Below are 17,873 nucleotides of genomic sequence, written 5' to 3'. Positions count from 1 at the left end.
CGTCAGCTAGGAGCCGTCATCGAGTATCTCGACGACGAGCGGCAGCACCGCCTCAGCAACGCGAAAACCAGTCGCCAAGCTCGGATTGTTCGACAGTGGGTCATACTCGGCGCGCAACAGATCGCAGCTGCTCGCGGGAATCGCGCGCTCTTCAACCAAACATTGACGCAAGCGATTCAAGGGGCGCGTAAAGCCTCGGAGGCTACGGCTCCGGTCGAATCCCGCAATCTCGTACACCTCGTCTCGGGAAACGAACCCGTCAGAAGCCGCGGCACGGGCGACCACTTCGACGTGCGGTCCACCTTCGGCAGCGAGCCGGTCGAAGAGCTCATCCAGTGCATCGATGGTCCACCCGTCACCAGATGAAGCGCGTTCTTCCCCTGCCAGAAGGCGGTCAACACGTTCAGCGTTCTCGACCGATTCCTCATGCACCTCGACGTCAAGGACTGACCGGGCGATGCTGAGAAGCATCGAAGGAGTCAGCATGAGCAAATTCCCTTCCGAGCGGGAGCGCATCTCTGCGACCAGTTCGAGCCGAGGCCCTCGCAGTTCACCACGCTCTCGACGCCACCAGTCCTCTTTGACATCGCCCGTGACAAAGAGGACATCGCTTCTGCGACGACTCGCTTCGATCAGCAACTGCTCCCATACGAGGTAGTCACCGGCAGCACCGTCGCCGTCCTTTGATTTGTCCTTGAAGCCGGGCGGAACCAGCTCCTCGATGCGACGGCGCGCTTCCGCAACGGCGACGGCGTGAGCGTCCGACTCCAACGGCGGACCGACCCGGCTGTCGAGTACGGCTTCGAGCCGTCCCAAAACGACGTCTGAACCAGTGTCGCGTGCGGCTCTCTCGCCTGATCTGTCACTGAACGCGTCCACGCCATCAATGACCGTGGAGTACGCGCCGAGAAGGGTGTCTATGAGTCTTCTCTCCTCCGCCGGCGGAAGCGAGACTCGGTTCGCCCATGCCCGGATTGTCGCGGTTGCTCGATCACGAGCATCGACCAACTCCCGGGCGGCTCTCTCGGTGCCTCGTGGATCGCGCAGGACACCCTCGCGGTTCCTCCAGAACTCGACAACAACCTGATTTGGAACCCAGAGCTGGGAACCCAGACTCGCCAGGACTGCGAGCAGGTCGTTCTTGGCCTGCTCTGTGTAGCGATAGAGGTTCAGGAGAACGTTGGCGTCGACCGCGACGATGCCTTGTGTCAGAACGCGTCTATAGGCGTCCTGGCTTGGGGTGCGGTACCCCTCGAACCCATCGAAAAGCCCTTTACCGCTCGTGGAAGATCTTGCTCGTCCGGCAGCTTTCGTCGCCATTACTCAGGAGAATCGCAGAACATAGAACCAGATCGATCCGGTTCGGCTTGTGTCCCGTGCGGCTCCGGCCGCCGCGGGCGCGGCGGCCGGCCGCGGGGACGCGGGCACTACGAGACGACCGCGACGGCGGGCGCGACCCCTGCCGTCACGGCGAGCCGCTCGAGCGCGGCGTTCACTGCATGCGGGTCCTCGATCGGACCCATGTGGCCCGAGCGGGGCAGCTCGACCCGCTCGGCCAGTCGGGGAAGCGCGGCTGCCATCCGCTCGACGTGCGGCGGCGGCGTGAGACGGTCGCGGCCGCCGCCGAGCACCGTCGTCGGCACCGTCAGCGACGCGATCGCGTCGGCGAGGTCGAGCCGCGACAGCGTGCGGCCGCAGCCGGCGCGAACGTCGCGGCGGCAGGCGAGCACCATCTCCTGGCAGAAGGCGATCTGCGCCGGCGTCGCCGACGGCGCCAGCGCGACGTACCGGACCGCCCGCAGGCTGATCGGCGAGGCCGGCGGCAACGGTCCGCTGGCGCTGAGGAAGATCCCGCCGACGACCGCCTTCGCCACTCTCATCCCACGCGGCAGCTTCACGATCAGCGACTGGTCGATCAGGTCGCCGACGCCGGTGTTGAGCAGCGCCGCGCCGGCCGCCCGCCGCTCGACCTCGTCCGGGAAGCGTCCGGCCCAGGCGACGATCGACATCGCGCCGAGCGAGTGGCCGACGAGCAGCGCGCGGCGCCCGTCGGGGACGGTCGCGTCGAGCACCGCCTGCAGGTCGTCGGCGAGCGCGTCGATCGAGAAGTCGCCGCCGGCCGGCGCCTCGCTGTCGCCGTGGCCGCGCAGGTCGAACGTGACGATCCGGTAGCGGTCGGCGAGCGCGTGCAGCTGCTCGGCCCAGAACCGCCGCGCGCAGGTCCAGCCGTGGACGAGGACGAGCGGCGGCGCGTCGTCGGGGCCGAACAGCTCGGCCCGCAGCCGCGTCCCGTCGGGGGCGACGACGTCGCGCTCCTCGCCGCGCGGGCGCTCGAAGAGGGCGACGCCGGCCGGGTCGGCCTCGATCCGCCGCAGGTCGCGGCGCCGCGCCGACTCCCACGCCGCGGCGGCCGCGCCGACGCCGAGCAGCGCGCCGGCCTCCACCCAGCGCCGCGCGCCGCCGCGGCTGCGAGCGCTCGTGGCGCTCGCGGCCGCGGCGCGACCGGCGCTCCGCTCGCGGCCAGGGACCGCGGCAGCCTTCAACTCGTTCACGCGCCCGCCCCGCTCGCGGCGCCGCTCAGCGGCGGCGACGGTGTCGGGGCAGCGGTCGCCCGCGCCGACGGCGTCGACGGCGGCGTGCCCTCGGCGGCCGTCGACAGCCGTCGCAGCGCCCACGCCATCAGCGCCAGCAGCGACAGCGCGATCAGGCCGACGACCGTGTAGGCGACCGCCCACAGCCAGCCCGCGGCCGCCTTCTGCTCGCGCTGGAGGATTCTGTGGTCGGCCTCGAAGGTGCGCGTGAAGCTCGCGGGCGCCGGCACCTCGGGCGCCGGGATCGCACGGTCCTTGGGCATGAAGATCGGGATGCCGCTGAGCGTGTTGCCGCGCTGCATCCGCACCAGCGCCTTCCAGTTGCCGTGGACGGGGATCGGCTGGGTGGTGCGGTAGACGCCGTCCGCGACCCGCTCGAGCCGGTCGACGACGAAGCCGTCGCCCTGCCACGCGGTCGCGGTCAGCCACTCGCTGCCCTCGGCGGCGTCGACCGGGTCGAACCTGACGACGGCCTCGACCTCGCGGTTCGGCGGGCCCTGGACGTCGGCGAGCGTCACCGTCGCGCGGACGTCCTCGACCGCCGGCTTGTAGAGCGCGACGCCGATCAGCGCGAAGATCGCGAGCGAGCCGGCCAGCGCGGCGACGTCGAGCCGCCGGTCGTGGTCCTTGGCGCCGAGCGCCAGCCGGTCGCCGATCCAGGCGCCGACGAAGGCGGCGCCGAGCGCGGTCGGCAGCCCGAAGACGATCGCCTCCGGCAGCAGCGTCGACGGCCACGGGATCGGCATCCACAGGTGGGTCCAGCCCCACTCGGCCGCGAGCCCGAGCGTGCCGATCCCGATGCCGGTCAGCAGCCCGAACCGGAACGGCCTGCGCACGATCCCGGGCTTCAGCGCGATCGCCTCGACGATCAGCGCCGGCACGACGTAGAGCGGGAAGTGCGGCGTCGTCTCGCCGATCACGGGGCCGACGAGCAGCGCCAGCAGCCCGCGGATCAGCAGGAAGAAGAGGACCGCGCCGATCGCCGCGCCGCGCCCGGCCCAGACGCGCACGGCGACGAGGCCGACGCCGGCGGCGAGCATGATCAGCAGCGGCTGGAAGACGAAGCGGAACTGCGGGACGCCGAAGTCGAACTCGGCCTGGAAGGTCGAGAGGCCGAGCAGGAAGGCGCCGCAGAGCGCGACGCGCCGGGTCAGCCCGACCCAGCCCGGCTCGTCGACCGCGCCGCGTCGTCCCGAGGCCGCGCGCGTCCCGCCCGTGCCCGCCGGAGCCGAGGCGCCCGGCCCGCCCGCGCCGTCGGCGGCGGCCTCCTTGGCCCGCTGGCCCTCGACGAGCAGCACCGCGAGGCCGAGCACCGTCATCGAGGCGCCGCCGATCAGCATCAGGTGCGTCGGGCCCCAGAGTGTGACGTCCTGGCCGAAGAGCCGGTGCCAGACGTCGTCGAGCGGGAAGCCGAGCAGCGCGAAGGCGGCGCTCGAGCAGACGAGCAGGCCGCCGAGCGGCGCGTACCACTCGACGCCGAGGCGGACCGCCGAGCGGCTCGGCTTGCCGAACGGCAGCACCATCGCGACGAAGCCCGCCGTGAAGATGCCGAACAGCCCGATCAGGATGAAGTAGTGGGCCGGGTTGGCAAGCGGCCCCTCGTCGCGTCCCACGTCGATGTGGAGCGCGATGTCCCAGTACATGCCGACCACGGCGCACAGCAGCGAGCCGGCGGCGATCGCGGCGGGAAAGCCGACCCAGCCCGGCAGGCCCGTGCGGCGCTCGGCGAAGTCCGAGACGCGGCCGAGCAGCTTGACGCGGCCGGCACGGTGGCCGAGCCCGAGGACGAGCAGGGCGACGGTCAGCGTGAGCGCGGCGGAGGAGGCGAGGATCACCTCGCCGATCGCGGCGCCGCCGGCGGGTTCATCGATCGCGGCGAACATGACTGATGTACATGCTACATCGATCAGTGTTACACCACGCCATGTCCGTGCTGACTTCGCCTCCTGCGGCGCGAGGAGTGGCGGCTTGGGGGTGATATCGACCCCCAGAACGCCACTCCTCCGGGGGGGGCGCCGCCGGGGCGCCGGCGCGGCGGGCGGCGGGGCGGCCGCGCCGAGCGCCGCCGCGCCGCCGCCGCGCCCGCCGCCCCGCCCCGCCTACGCCGGCGTCGGGACCTGGACGGCGACGGCGACCGAGAGCGGGTGGCCGTCGACGTCGACGGCGCCCTCGACGACGGCGCCGACGTACAGGACCGAGGTCGCGAGCGTCTCCTGCGCGACGTAGCCCTCGTGCTCGCGCGCGGCGCCAAGCAGCTCGTCGCTGCCGCCGAGCCGCAGCTCGATCCGGTCGGTGACGGCGACGCCGGCCTCTCTGCGCGCCGCCTGCACCGCTCGCACGATCTCGCGCGCGAGCCCCTCGCGCCTCAGCGCGGGGTCGATCGTCGTGTCGATCGCGACGACGAGGCCGAGCCCGGCGGCGCCCGGCCGCGACGACAGCACGAGCCCGTCGCGCGGCTCGCGGCGGACGACCAGGTCGTTCTCGGCCAGCGCATAGGTGCGCGGCGGGTCGAACAGGTCGCCGGGGTCGCCGACGTGGACGGTCAGCACGCCATGCTCGCGCAGCGCCTGCAGCGCCTCGTCGCCGTCGCGCGCCCGCAGCGAGGCGACGATCGCCGGCATGTCGCGGCCGACGCGCGGGCCGAGCCGCTGCAGGTTGGGCAGCACCAGCGGCCGCTCCAGCGCCAGCTCGTCGGCGACGACCTCGACCCGCTTGACGTTCAGCTCGCGGCAGATCAGCTCGCCCATCCGCGCGACCGCCTCGCGGCCGTCTCTCGCGGAGGTGCAGACGATCACGCGGCCGAGCGGCTGGCGGACCTTCACCTTCGCCTTGTCGCGCGCGTCGCGGCCGAGCTCGATCGTCTCGCGCGCGAAGCGCATGTCGCGCTCCAGCCGCTCGTCGACCAGCGCCCCGTCGGCGACCGGGTAGTCGCAGAGGTGGACCGAGCGCGGCTCCGCGCGGAAGACGCCGGTCGTGCCGCCGACGAGGTTCTCGTACAGCTCCTCGGCGACGAACGGCAGCGCCGGCGCGATCAGCTTGACGGTCGTCAGCAGGCACTCGCGCAGCGTCGCGAGCGAGCCGGCGTCGCCGTTCCAGAACTGGCGGCGCGACAGCCGCACGTACCAGTTGGAGAGGTCGTCGAGCCACTCGAGCACGACCTGCGTCGCGCCGTGGGCGTCGAAGGCGTCGACCCGCTCGCGCATCCGCGCGGTCACGCCCTGCAGCCGCGACAGCGCCCAGCGGTCGAGCTCGGAGCGGCGCGCCGGCTTCGGCGCGGCGGCCGCGGCGCGCGCGTCGAAGCGCTCGATGTTCGCGTACATCACGTAGAACGAGTAGACCGACCACAGCGGCATCAGCACCTGCTTGACCGCCTCCTGCACCGCCTCTCTGGAGAAGCGGTAGCCGGCCCACGGCTGCTGGGAGGCGAGGTAGTACCAGCGGAAGGCGTCGGCGCCGTGGCGCTCCAGCACGTCCCACGGGTCGACCGCGTTGCCGCGGCTCTTCGACATCTTGTGGCCGTTTCTGTCCTGCACGTGGCCGACGCAGACGGCCGTCTGGAACGGGATGTCGTCGAACAGCAGCGTCGAGACCGCCAGCGAGGTGTAGAACCAGCCGCGCGTCTGGTCGATCCCCTCGCATATGAACGACGGCGGGAACTGCGCTCTGAACTCCTCCACACCCTCGAACGGGTAGTGGAACTGCGCGAACGGCATGCAGGCCGAGTCGTACCAGGTGTCGATCGTCGCTCTGACCCGTCTCATCGTCCCGCCGCAGCCCTCGACCGAGCAGGCCCACGTGACCTCGTCGATGTAGGGCCGGTGGAGGTCTCTCGGCAGTTCGCCGGCGAGCGCTCTCAGCTCCTCCATCGAGCCGACGCAGTGGCGCGCGTCGCAGCCCGGGTCGTCGCACAGCCAGATCGGCAGCGGCGTCCCCCAGTAGCGGTCGCGCGACAGCGCCCAGTCGACGTTGCCCTGGAGCCAGTTGCCGAAGCGGCCGTCGCGGACGTGCTCGGGCCGCCAGTCGATCCGCTGGTTCTGTCTCAGCATCGCGTGGCGCTGGTCGCGCGTCGCGATGTACCAGCTCTCCTTCGCGTAGTAGAGGAGCTTCGAGTCGCAGCGCCAGCAGTGCGGATAGGAGTGCGAGTACGGCGCCGCCTCCAGCAGCTTGCCGGCGGCGCGCAGCTCCTCGATCACTCTCGGCGTCGCGTCGCCGACGAAGATCCCCTCCCAGCCGTCGATCCGGGCGTCGTAGGTGCCGTCCTCGCGGACCGGGTTGACGAGCGGGATCGCGTGGCGCTCGCAGAGGACGAAGTCCTCCTCGCCGAACGCCATCGCGGTGTGGACGAGGCCGGTGCCCTTGTCGAGCGTGACGTGGTCGGCGGCGAGCACCGTGTGGCCCTTCGGCCCGTGGTCGGGCAGGTGGTCGAACGGCGGCTCGTAGCGGGCGTCGACGATCGTGCGGCCGGGGAAGCGGTCGAGCACCTCGACGCCCTCCTCGCCGAGCACGTCGGCGATCCGCTCCTCGGCCAGCACGAGCACCTCGCCGTCGCGGCGCGCGCGCACGTAGCGGACGTCGGGGTCGATCGCGACGGCGCAGTTGGCGAACAGCGTCCACGGCTGCGTCGTCCAGATCAGCAGCGCGTCGCCGACCTGCAGCGGCCCGCGCCGCTCGACGACGGGCAACTTGACCGTCGCGGTCAGGTCCTCGGCCTCGGCGTAGCCCATCGCGACCTCGTGCGAGGAGAGCGCGGTGCCGCAGCGCGGGCAGTACGGCACGACCTTGTGGCCTTCGTAGATCAGGCCTCTGTCCCACAGCTCATGCAACGACCACCAGACCGACTCGATGTACTCCGGCGTGCCGGTCTGGAAGGCGTTCTCGAGGTCGATCCAGAAGCCGACCCGCTCGGTCAGCCGCTCCCACGCTCTGATGTAGTGCTGGTTGGAGGCGCGGCAGCGCTCGTTGAACTCGCCGACGCCGTAGTCCTCGATCTCGCGCTTGGAGTTGAGCCCGAGCTGCTTCTCGACCTCGAGCTCGACCGGCAGGCCGTGGCAGTCCCAGCCGGCCTTGCGTGGCACGCGGTAGCCGCACATCGTGCGGTAGCGCATGTAGAAGTCCTTGAACGACCGCAGCAGGACGTGGTGCGAGCCCGGGTTCCCGTTCGCCGTCGGCGGCCCTTCGATGAAGCTGAAGACCGGCCCGTCCTCCCGCTGCGCGAGCGCCTGCTCGAAGGTCCGCTCCTCGCGCCAGCGCTCCAGCACCCGCTCCTCTATCTGCGGGAAGTCCGGTCGCTTGTCCACCGGTCGATGCGGCTCGCGCATGCTCAGCCTCCCGTCAGCGTGAGTTCAACTCGCTTGTTGATCTTGCCCTTGCTCTTGTACGACGGGAGCGAGATCGTCCCGACCTCGCTCGTGTTGGCGACGTGGGTGCCGCCGTCGGCCTGCAGGTCCAGCCCTTCGATCCCCACCACGCGCACGACCGTGATCGACGGCGGCAGCAGGCTGACCTTGTTGCGGATCAGCTCGGGGTCGGCGTCGGCCTCGGCGCGCGGCAGGAAGTCGACGCGGGTCGGACGCGCGGCGGCGACCTCGGCGTTGACCTTCTCCTCCAGCTCGCGCACGAACTCGCCCGAGAGGTGCTCGAACTCGAAGTCCATCCGCCCGCGCAGCGGCTCCATGTTGGCACCGGTGACCTTCGCCCCGTAGTCGCGCCAGACGACGGCGCAGAGGACGTGGAGCGCGGTGTGGGTGCGCATCAGCGCGTAGCGGCGCTCCCAGTCGAGCTCGCCGGCCAGCTCGGTCCCCGCCTCGGGCGCCTCGCCGTCGAGCAGATGCCAGCACCCCGGCGCCGGGAAGGCGGGATCGCTGTCGTCGCGCGCCAGCTTGGCGCCGGTGACCCGCCAGCTGCGGTCGCCCGCGCTCAGCGTCCCGTGGTCGGCCGGCTGGCCGCCGCCGCCCGGGTAGAGCGCGCTGCCCTCGAGCTGGACGGCGGTCCCCTCCGCGCGCACGACGCGCGCGGAGAAGGTGCGCTGGTAGGCGTCGACCTGGTAGGGCGGCGCGTCGGCCGGCGCCCGTGCCGCGGGATCAGCCGGGAACTCGCGTTCGGCTCCTGAGCGGCCGCTGGTCTCAGACAAGGCTGACGCTCACCTCGCCGAGGCGGTCGTAGGTCGCGTAGGCCGTCTGGCCGGCGGCGATCGGCACGGCGCGCGCGACCGAGCCCGGCATCACGATGTCGCCCGGCTCCAGCCGCAGGCCCTGCTCGGCGAGCGTCCGCGCCAGCCACGCGACCGGCTCGGCGGGGTGGCCGAGGACGGCGTCGCCGCGGCCGCGGACCAGCTCGGGGCCGACCGCGAGGCTGACGCCGATCTGCTCGGAGCGGATGTCCTCGGCCGACTCCCAGTCGCCGATCACGCACATGCCCGAGGAGGCGTTGTCGGCGACCGTGTCGACGATCCCGATCCGCCAGTCGGTGATGCGGCTGTCGATCACCTCGAGCGCCGGCGCGAAGGCGTGGGTCGCCTCCAGCACCTCCTCGCGGGTGACGCCCGGCCCCTCCAGCGGCGACTTCAGCAGGAAGGCGATCTCGGCCTCGACGCGCGGCTGGATGAAGCGCGAGGCGCGCAGCTGCGCGCCGCTGTGGACGACCATCGACTCGAGCAGGTAGCCGGAGTCGGGCTGGTCGACGTTCATCATCTCCTGCATCGCGCGGGAGGTGAGCCCGACCTTCCAGCCGCGCAGCTCCTCCCCCTCGGCGCTGCGCAGGCCGCGCCCGATCGCCTGTATCCGGTAGGCGTCCCACAGCGTCAGGTCCGGGAAGGTGCCGCTCAGCGGCTCGATCGGCTCGCCCTGCAGCTCGGCGTGCCAGAGCAGGCGCGCGAGCGCCTCGTGGTGCGGCGTCAGCTCGCTCGCCTCCAGCATCGCCGGGCGGGCGCCGTCGAAGGTCCCCGTGATCGTGCGCGGCGTCATGACCGTTCCCCCTCGGTCGTGCGTATCTCTTCGTCCTGCTGCTCCAGCCTCTGCTCCTCGACCGCGTCGCGCAGCGCCATCGCGACCTCGAGGATCACGTCCTCCTGGCCGGCGATCACCTCGCGTCTGCCGAGCGCGAAGAAGACGTCGCGCGGGTCGACGCCGAAGTCTCTGGCGATCCGGCGGACCGGCTTCGAGTAGCCGGAGAAGACGCCGGCGAGGCCGCTGACGATGCCGACCGAGTCGGTGCTCGGCAGCTGCTGCACCAGCTCGCGCTCGGCGAGGTCGGCGGCGTCGAGCACCTTGTAGAGGTCTATGCCGGTGTCGTGGCCGAGCTCGGCCAGCACCGCGACGAGCACCTCCAGCTCGGTGTTGCCGGCGCCGGCCCCGAAGCCACGCGCCGTGCCGTCGACGATCGTCGCGCCGGCGTCGACCGCCGCGACCGAGTTGGCGACCGCGAGGCAGAGGTTGTTGTGGCCGTGGAAGCCGATCGCGAACGAGGTCGCGTCGACCAGCCGGGCTATGCGGTCCTGCAGGTCGGCGGTCAGGAAGGCGCCGGCCGAGTCCATCACGATCACGCCTCTCGCCCCGTATGCCTTCATCTTGAGCGCCTCCTCGCAGAGCCGCTCGGGCGTGGCCATGTGGCACATCATCAGGACGCCGTAGACGTCCTTCTCCTGCTCGCGCAGGTAGGTGATGTGGCGCTCTGTCAGGTCGGCCTCGGTGCAATGGGCGCCGACGCGGAAGACGTCGGCGCCGGCGTCGATCGCGACGTCGAGGTCGCGCGTCATCGTCGCGAAGCCGGGGATGCCGAAGACGCCCAGCTTCACGTCGGAGAGCTCCTCGCGGGCGATCCGCAGCATGTCGGCGTCGCTCAGCAGCGCCTCGCCGACCTGCAGCGAGGAGGCGCCGAGGCCGTTGCCGTGCCCGACCTCGACTATCGCGACTCTCGCGGCGTTGGCCGCGGCGGCGTAGCGGCGGATCTGCTCCTCGTTGAGTCGGTGCTGCACGGCGTGGTTGCCGTCCCGCAGCGTCGGATCGCTGATCAGGATCTGTGCCATGCGACTGGTTCCCCCTCAGTCATCTCACGCCTCAGTGTCCCGTCGCGGCGGAGCCCCCAAGGAGGACTCGCGCGTTCTCCTCCGCCGCGGCGACCGCGGCGCAGGTGATGATGTCCAGGTTGCCGGCGTAGGCCGGCAGGTAGTCGCCGGCGCCCGCGACCTGGACGGTCATCGCGATGCGCCCGTTCTCGTGCAGCGGCGCGACGACCAGCCGGTAGCCGGGGACGTAGGCCCGTATCCGCTCGACCATCTGCTCGACCGCCGCCGTCAGCGCCGGCAGGTCGGCCTCGTCGGCCTTCGCGAAGACCGTGTTCTGCATCATGATCGGCGGCTTCGACGGGTTGACGAGCAGGATCGACTTGACCCGCTCGGCCTTGCTGAAGTGGCGCAGCGCCGCCTCGGTCGTCGCCAGGTACTCGTCTATGTTGATCCGCGTCGCGGGCCCGACGCTCGCCGACGCGCTCGTCGAGACGATCTCGACGTACTCGACCTCCGGCTGGGTCTCGATCACGCAGCGCGCCAGCGGCACCGCCGCCTGGCCGCCGCACGTGACCATGCAGAGGTTGGGCTGGCCGACGCAGTCGGCGAGGTTGAGCGCCGGGATGCAGAGCTTGCCGAGCTTCGCCGGGGTCAGGTCGATCACCGGTATCCCGAGCGGCTTCAGCAGCTCGTAGTGGCGCGCGGCGTCGGCCGCCGAGGTCGCGTCGAAGATCAGGTCGAAGCGGCCGGGCTCCTCGACGAACGGCGCGATGCTGCGATCGGAGGTCTCGACGCCCAGCTCGCGGGCCTTGCCTATGCCGGCCGATCTGCTGTTGCGGCCGGCGAACAGCTCGCATTCGAGCAGCGGCGACCGCTGCACCTTGAGCAGCAGGTCGGTGCCGATGTTGCCGGTGCCGATGATGCCGACGCGCAGGGCGCCGCCACCGCCCTGCGCGGCGAGCCGCAGATGCGGTCGCGGCGGCGGGCTCGTTCTCGTTGCGGCTGACGCTTCCATCGCTTTCCTGTCTCCCCCTCTCACCGCCCTTAGGCGGGCAGCGTCCCCTTCTCCACCAGGATCCCGAGGAACGGGCAGTGGTCGCCCTCGACCTCGTGGCAGATCAGCCGGTGCTTGACCCCTGCCGGGATCGAGATCGTCGCCGGCGAGCGCAGCTCGATCGCGTCGTCCTCGGTCTCGACGGTGAACCGCAGTCCCGGCGTCGCGACGAGGTAGAGCTCGTCATGGTCGTCGTGGACGTGGAGGTCGGCGTGCGGGGCGCCGACCAGTCTCGCCGCGTCGACGACGGCGATGCTGAACGGCGTGCCCGGCAGCGTCTCCGGAGTGACCATGAACGGCGTCGGCGCGTGATGGCCCTCGACCTCGACGAAGACCGGCAGCCCGTCGGTGATCGTCACGCCCGACCGTTGCGCGATCTGCATCGGTCACTCACCTCCCTCGGCGCCCGCGGGCGCGGTGTTCTGGTACAGCAGCAGGACGGCGCCCGGGAGGCCGAGGTCGCGCACCTCGTGGCGCGACCAGCCGGCCTCGACGAAGGCGTCGTGCCAGCCCTCGGCGGTCAGCAGCTGCTGGCGCATGATCGCGTGCAGCAGCGTGAACTCCGGCCGCCACTTCTCGTCCGGCGCGCCGCTGGCCGGCTGCACCTCCGCGACGAGCATGTACGCCCCTCTCGGCATGATCGAGCCGAGCTTGCGCAGGTAGGCCATCAGCGCCTCGCGCCCGTGCTCGAAGATCTCGTGCAGCAGGAAGAAGGCGACCGCGAGGTCGGCCTCGGCCAGCTCCGGGATCGCGTCGAGGTCGCCGGCGTCGCCGCAGCGGACCTTGATCTTGTCCTCGAGCCCCGCGGCGGCGATCGCGTGCCCGGCGTCCTCGCACGCCTCGGGCGCGAGGTCGACGCCGACGCCGGTGACGCCGAAGCGGTTGGCGGCCGCGATCAGGAAGCGGGCGTTGCCGCAGCCGAGGTCGACGACGTGGCTGAAGTCGATCCCGGTGAGGACCTCGGTCGCGTGCGGCGAGACGTCGTCGCGGCCGATCAGCGCCGAGCCGTCGGCGACCCAGCGGCCGTCGCGTATGACGTCGTCGCCGTAGCGCCGCGCGCCGGTCGAGAAGTCGCCGAGCGACGCGAGGACGTGGCCGTAGCCGCCCTGGAGCCAGACCAGGTAGCCCTTGTCCTTGCAGATTTCGCGACCGCGCTGGGAAAGGGTGAACATCCCGTTGACCTCTTCGACCACTCCTCGTTGAGCAAGATAGCGGAGCGTCGCGAGCGGCAAGCCGTCTCTGCCCTCGCTCGGGTCGGCGGGCACGCTGCCGCCCTCGAGGCGGGCGAGCAGGCCGGCGCGCTCGAGCGAGGCGAGCACGCTCGTGAGCGCGAACCCCTCGAACAGCTCGAAGACCGGACGTCGCGCGGCCGCGTCGCCGCCTATCGCATCCCCGGATTCGGTCCGCAGCAACGGTTCGACGTCGGCCATCGGCTCCTCACCTCGCCCTTCGGGCAGCGCGGAGCGGCGGCGCAGAGCGCCCGCAACCGCGCGGTCCCCTCGACATCAGTTCATCGCAGCCCGCGACGACCGGCCCCAGATGCGTGCGGACTCGGTGAACGCCTACCACGAGCTGCTCCTCGTTTTCGTTCCCCCGACGCCGCAGTGCGCGGCGCCAGAGCCTGTTATATGCCGGGCGCTCCGTCCGCGTCAAGCGGCGATGTCGCCCTCGCGAGCCATTCTCTCCCCCCTGAGGGGGCGCGTGACGCAGTTCCGCGTCACGCGCGTCTCGCTTCGGGGGAGCGCCGCGCGGTTCAGGCGACGGCGACCGGCTCGGGCCGCGGCTGGGGCACCGGCGCGTCGAGGCGGTACTCGGCCGGATCGAACCGCCGCGTCTGGAGCCGGAAGCGCCACGAGGCGCCCGGCCACAGCGTCGTGTTGCGGCCGTGGGCGTCGAGATACCAGCTGGCGCAGCCGCCCGAGGTCCAGACCGTCCCCTTCATCCGCTTCGCGACCAGCTCGTTGAAGGCGGTCTGCGCCGCGGCGGTCGGATCGAAGACGGCCGCGCCCTCGCGCGCCGTCGTCTCCAGCGCGTCGATCGCGTAGGCGAGCTGGGACTCGATCATGTAGACGATCGAGTTGTGGCCGAGGCCGGTGTTCGGCCCGACCATCAGGAAGAGGTTCGGGAAGCCGTGGACGGTCGTGCCGCGCAGCGCCTGCATCCCCTGCTCGCGCCAGAGGTCGCCGAGCAGCTTCCCGCCGCGTCCGCGCAGCTTGTCGACGAACGGCATGTCGGTGACGTGGAAGCCGGTGCCGAAGATGATCGTGTCGACCTCGTGCTCGCGGCCGTCGGCGGTCACGACCGCGTTCGGCCGGATCTCCGCGATGCCGTCGGTGACGACGTCGACGTTGGGCTGCTGGAGCGCCGGATACCACTCGTTCGACAGCAGGATCCGCTTGCAGCCGACGCCGTAGCTGGGCGTCAGCTTCGCGCGCAGCTCCGGGTCCCGCACCGAGCGGGCGAGGTGGGCGCGCGCCATCCGCTCCGGGACCTTGCCGAGCAGCCCCGGCTTCATGAACGGGAGGACGGTCAGCTCGCGGCCGACGTAGACGGTGTCGCGCACGAGCTTCTGCGCCGCCGGCAGCAGCCTGAAGAGGGCGCGCTCGCGCGGGCGGACGCGGCGGTCGCGGCGCGGCATGATCCACGGCGGCGTGCGCTGGAAGACGGTCAGCCGACCGACCTGCGGCTGGATCGCCGGCACGAACTGGATCGCCGAGGCGCCGGTGCCGATGACGGCGACCCTGCGGCCGCGCAGGTCGTGGCCGTGGTCCCACGTGGCGGAATGGAAGCTCGTCCCCTCGAAGCGGTCGAGGCCGGGGATGCGCGGGATCGCCGGCTCGCTGAGCGGCCCCATCGCGCCGACGAGCACGCGCGCGGTCAACGTCCCGCGCGCGGTCTCCACCGTCCACCGCTGCGCCGCCTCGTCCCACTCGGCGCCCGTCAGCTCGGCGCCGAAGCGGATGTGCGGGCGCAGGCCGTAGCGCTCGGTGACGTCCCTGAGGTACGCCCAGATCTCCTGCTGGGGCGCGAAGGTGCGCGTCCAGCCGGGGTTGGGGGCGAAGGAGAACGAGTAGACGTTGGACGGCACGTCGCACTGGCAGCCCGGGTAGGTGTTGTCGCGCCAAGTGCCGCCGACGTCCCCGGCGCGCTCCAGCAGCACGAAGTCGTCGCGCCCGGCCTGCTTGAGCTTGATCGCCATCCCGAGCCCGGCGAAGCCGGTGCCGACGATCGCGACGTCGACGTGCGCGGGGATCTCGGTCTGCTCGCTCATCGCTGCGTCTCGCTTCCGGTCGAGTGGTGCGCGGCCGTGCGCCGCCTCGTAGAAACAGCCTGTTTCCTACTGTACCATCGTGTTTCCACGATGCAAGCGCATACTACACCGATCGATGGCACATACGCCGGAGGCGAGTCTGGCGCGCCGCCGATGAGGTGCGATCTGCGGTCGCACAGCGACCAGAACTCGCACCTCATCGCGGGCGGGCGGGCGGAGCGGCGCGGGCGGGCGGAGCGGCGCGGGCGGGCGGCGGCGTGAGCGGCGAACCGGCGATCCCGCGGTCGCTGCCGCGCGGGCGCCACGCGGCGGCGCGCGACGTCGTGCTCGCCTCGCAGCGCGGCCGGCTGCTGGAGGCGATGGCCGCCTGCGTCGCCGAGCAGGGCTACGCCGCGACGACGGTCGCCGACGTGATCGCCCGCGCCGGCGTCTCGCGCAAGACCTTCTACGAGCACTTCGCCGACAAGCACGCCTGCTTCCTGGCGGCGTGGGAGTCGGGCTTCGAGCTGCTGCTCGGGCTCGTCGTGCAGGCGGTCGCGGAGGCCGACGGCTGGGAGGAGCAGCTGCGCGTCGGCGCGCGCGTCTACCTCGAGGTGCTCGCGGCCGAGCCGGCCTTCGCGCGCTCGTTCCTGATCGAGGTGCTCGGCGCCGGCGAGGACGCGCTCGCGCGCCGCGCCGTCCTCCACGGCCGCTTCGCGGCCGTCATAGCCGACGGCTACCGCGCCGCCCGCGCCGAGGATCCGGCGCTCGGGCCGCTGCCCGACCACATCCCCCAGGCGGCCGCCGCCGCCGTCTGGGAGCTGACCGCCGAGCACGTCCGCACCCGCGGCGTCGAGGGCCTGATGGAGCTGGCGCCGCAGATCGAGCAGATCCACCGCGCGCTGGCGTTCGGCCGCTACTGAGCGGTGGGGACGGCGCGGGGCGGGCGCGAGCGCCGGAGCGGGCCGCCCGCCCGGCGCGCAGTCGCGCGGGGCGGCAGCGAGCGTCGAGAGCGGCCCGCCCGACGCGGGGTCGCGCGGGCCGGAAGCGGGCGCTACGCGCGCGGCGCGGGGGTCTCGTCCTTCTCCTCCGCCGGCGGCTCGGCCGGCAGCGGGCCGTGGCCGGCGGCGGCGCGCTCGGCGGCGAGGCGCGCCTCTCTGCGCTCGACGATCACCGAGGCGAGCGCGGCGCCGGCGAGCGAGACGACGATCACCGCCATCGAGACGCCGATCGACGGGTGGAACGAGGTGTCGACCAGCAGCAGCTTCGCCGCGACGAAGGCGAGGATCACCGCGAGGCCGTAGTGGAGGAAGCGGAAGCGGTCGAGCAGGCCGTCGAGCAGGAAGTAGAGCGAGACCATGCCCAGCAGCGAGAAGGCGTTCGCGGCGAAGACGACGAACGTGTCACGCGTGATCGCGAAGATCGCCGGGATCGAGTCGATCGCGAACATCACGTCGAAGGCCGCGACGAGCGCCAGCGCGGCGAACAGCGGGGTGGCCAGTCTGCGGCCGTTCTCGACGGTGAACAGCTTGTCGCCGTCGTACTCCTTGGAGATCGGCAGCAGCTTGCGCATCCAGCGCATCAGCAGCGTTCTCTCCGGGTCCATCTCCTCCCCGCCCGATCTGGCGATTCTGATCGCGGTGAAGAGCAGCAGCGCGCCGAGCACGTAGGTCGTCGCGTGGAAGGCGTCGAGCGCGGCCGCGCCGACGAGGATGAAGATCGTGCGCAGGACGATCGCGCCGGCGATGCCGAAGATCAGCACCTTCAGGCGCTGCTCGTCGGGCACCTGGAAGAACGAGAAGAGGATCGCGAAGACGAACAGGTTGTCGAGCGACAGCGACTTCTCGATCAGGAAGCCGGCGAGGTACTCGCTCGCGGCGGTGCCGTCCTCGATCACGACCACGACGGCGGCGAAGGCGACGCCGATCACCGTCCACGTGATCGACCAGAACAGCGCCTGCTTGGGTCTCATCGCTCTGCCGCCGTGCCCTCGGAGGTCGAGCGCGAGCGCTGCGACGATGAAGACGGCAAGGCCGATCCAGGCGAACGTCATGTCTTGGGGGCTCCTTCGAGATCTGTCGGTGGTCTCGAAGGTTTGGCCCGCCGCGATGGTGCGGCCGACGCGCCGGGCTCCGTGCTCGGAGCCGTACTGACGAACGCGCCGTGTCGCAGGGCTACTTCCCTTCTCGTGGCGGGAAAGATATCGGCTCCATTCCGTTGGCGCGCATGCCCTCCTCGATCGCCTCGCAGACGGCCTCGAGCACGCGCACGCGCGCGAACGGCTTCGACTCGGCGGAGATCACGGTCCACGGCGCGGCGGGACGGTCGGTGCGGGCGAACATCTCCTCCAGCGCCTCCAGATAGGCCGGGCGCTTCTCCCGGTTGCGCCAGTCCTCGTCGGTCAGCTTCCACTGCTTGAGCGGGTCCTTCGCACGCTGCTCGAACCGCTTCTTCTGCTCCGCGTCGGAGAGGTGCAGGAAGATCTTCACCAGCACCATCCCCTCGCCGTGGAGCGACTGCTCGAAACCGGCGATCTCGTCATGGGCGCGCCGCCACTCCCCCTCGGTCGCGAAGCCCTCGACGCGCTCGACCAGCACGCGGCCGTACCAGGAGCGGTCGAGCACGGCCATGCCGCCCCAGCCGGGCAGCACGGGCCAGAAGCGCTGGAGGAAGTGGTGGCGCTTCTCGTCGGGGGTCGGCGCCGCGAACTGCACGACGCGCACGTGCCGCGGGTCGAGCGGGGCGACGAGGCGTCTGATCGCGCCGCCCTTGCCGGAGGCGTCCCAGCCCTCGAACAGGACGCACAGCGGCGGCCCAAGGCGGTCGTGGTCGCCGAGCAGGCCGCCGAGCTGCAGCCGCAGCGCGAGCAGGCGCCGCTGCTGCTCGGCCAGCAGCCGCGCACCTTCGTCCTTGTCGAGCGACCGGCTCAGGTCGACGTCGTCGAGGCGCCCCATCTCGCACGGGAACCTACCCGCC

At 71.8% G+C, this 17,873-nt stretch carries 14 protein-coding genes; 1 reads left to right on the top strand and 13 read right to left on the bottom strand.

Annotation, left to right across the window (positions count from 1 at the left end; all coding sequences use genetic code 11):
- Positions 1-6: 6 nt before the first annotated feature.
- The 11 genes from BDZ31_RS07825 to BDZ31_RS07775 form a co-directional block, all read right to left on the bottom strand.
- On the bottom strand, positions 7-1,320 hold the full coding sequence (locus BDZ31_RS07825) for a PIN-like domain-containing protein (protein WP_183340619.1): 1,314 nt from the start codon (positions 1,318-1,320) through the stop codon (positions 7-9).
- 107 nt (positions 1,321-1,427) lie between these two features.
- Positions 1,428-2,552: an alpha/beta fold hydrolase gene (locus tag BDZ31_RS07820; RefSeq protein ID WP_183340617.1), complete on the bottom strand. Its 1,125-nt coding sequence runs from the start codon at positions 2,550-2,552 to the stop codon at positions 1,428-1,430.
- Positions 2,549-4,474 (bottom strand): hypothetical protein, encoded by a 1,926-nt coding sequence (locus BDZ31_RS07815; protein ID WP_183340616.1) that lies wholly within the window; start codon positions 4,472-4,474, stop codon positions 2,549-2,551. Before BDZ31_RS07815 ends, BDZ31_RS07820 begins: the two co-directional genes overlap by 4 nt.
- A gap of 216 nt (positions 4,475-4,690) precedes the next feature.
- Entirely contained in the window at positions 4,691-7,909 is a 3,219-nt protein-coding gene (gene ileS, locus BDZ31_RS07810; RefSeq protein WP_183340614.1) for an isoleucine--tRNA ligase, read from the bottom strand.
- A gap of 2 nt (positions 7,910-7,911) precedes the next feature.
- Positions 7,912-8,721 carry an alanyl-tRNA editing protein gene (locus tag BDZ31_RS07805; RefSeq protein WP_183340612.1) on the bottom strand — a complete coding sequence of 270 codons (810 nt, stop codon included), beginning with the start codon at positions 8,719-8,721 and terminating at the stop codon, positions 7,912-7,914.
- A complete protein-coding gene (locus BDZ31_RS07800) occupies positions 8,714-9,553 on the bottom strand; it encodes a 2-keto-4-pentenoate hydratase (RefSeq protein WP_221242844.1) in 840 nt (279 codons plus the stop codon). The genes BDZ31_RS07805 and BDZ31_RS07800 overlap by 8 nt, the downstream gene beginning before the upstream one ends.
- Positions 9,550-10,614 (bottom strand): 4-hydroxy-2-oxovalerate aldolase, encoded by a 1,065-nt coding sequence (dmpG, locus tag BDZ31_RS07795; RefSeq protein ID WP_183340610.1) that lies wholly within the window; start codon positions 10,612-10,614, stop codon positions 9,550-9,552. Before dmpG ends, BDZ31_RS07800 begins: the two co-directional genes overlap by 4 nt.
- Before the next feature lie 31 nt (positions 10,615-10,645).
- Positions 10,646-11,608 carry an acetaldehyde dehydrogenase (acetylating) gene (locus tag BDZ31_RS07790; protein WP_183340608.1) on the bottom strand — a complete coding sequence of 321 codons (963 nt, stop codon included), beginning with the start codon at positions 11,606-11,608 and terminating at the stop codon, positions 10,646-10,648.
- A gap of 29 nt (positions 11,609-11,637) precedes the next feature.
- Positions 11,638-12,030, bottom strand: a complete 393-nt coding sequence (locus BDZ31_RS07785; RefSeq protein ID WP_183340606.1) for a cupin domain-containing protein — start codon at positions 12,028-12,030, stop codon at positions 11,638-11,640.
- A gap of 3 nt (positions 12,031-12,033) precedes the next feature.
- A complete protein-coding gene (locus BDZ31_RS07780; protein WP_183340604.1) occupies positions 12,034-13,077 on the bottom strand; it encodes an SAM-dependent methyltransferase in 1,044 nt (347 codons plus the stop codon).
- Positions 13,078-13,400: 323 nt separating this feature from the next.
- Positions 13,401-14,918: a flavin-containing monooxygenase gene (locus tag BDZ31_RS07775; protein WP_183340603.1), complete on the bottom strand. Its 1,518-nt coding sequence runs from the start codon at positions 14,916-14,918 to the stop codon at positions 13,401-13,403.
- 257 nt (positions 14,919-15,175) lie between these two features.
- On the opposite strand from BDZ31_RS07775, the gene BDZ31_RS07770 reads away from it, so the two are divergent.
- Entirely contained in the window at positions 15,176-15,820 is a 645-nt protein-coding gene (locus BDZ31_RS07770) for a TetR family transcriptional regulator (RefSeq protein ID WP_183340601.1), read from the top strand.
- Between the two features lie 131 nt (positions 15,821-15,951).
- Here BDZ31_RS07770 and BDZ31_RS07765 read toward each other — a convergent pair whose 3' ends face one another.
- Positions 15,952-16,950 (bottom strand): TerC/Alx family metal homeostasis membrane protein, encoded by a 999-nt coding sequence (locus BDZ31_RS07765; protein WP_183340599.1) that lies wholly within the window; start codon positions 16,948-16,950, stop codon positions 15,952-15,954.
- A 121-nt stretch (positions 16,951-17,071) separates the two neighbouring features.
- On the bottom strand, positions 17,072-17,851 hold the full coding sequence (locus BDZ31_RS07760; RefSeq protein WP_183340597.1) for a polyphosphate kinase 2 family protein: 780 nt from the start codon (positions 17,849-17,851) through the stop codon (positions 17,072-17,074).
- Positions 17,852-17,873: the final 22 nt, after the last annotated feature.

The sequence above is a fragment of the Conexibacter arvalis genome, assembly GCF_014199525.1.
Classification (GTDB): domain Bacteria; phylum Actinomycetota; class Thermoleophilia; order Solirubrobacterales; family Solirubrobacteraceae; genus Conexibacter; species Conexibacter arvalis.
This window is presented reverse-complemented; position numbering and strand designations above follow the sequence as displayed.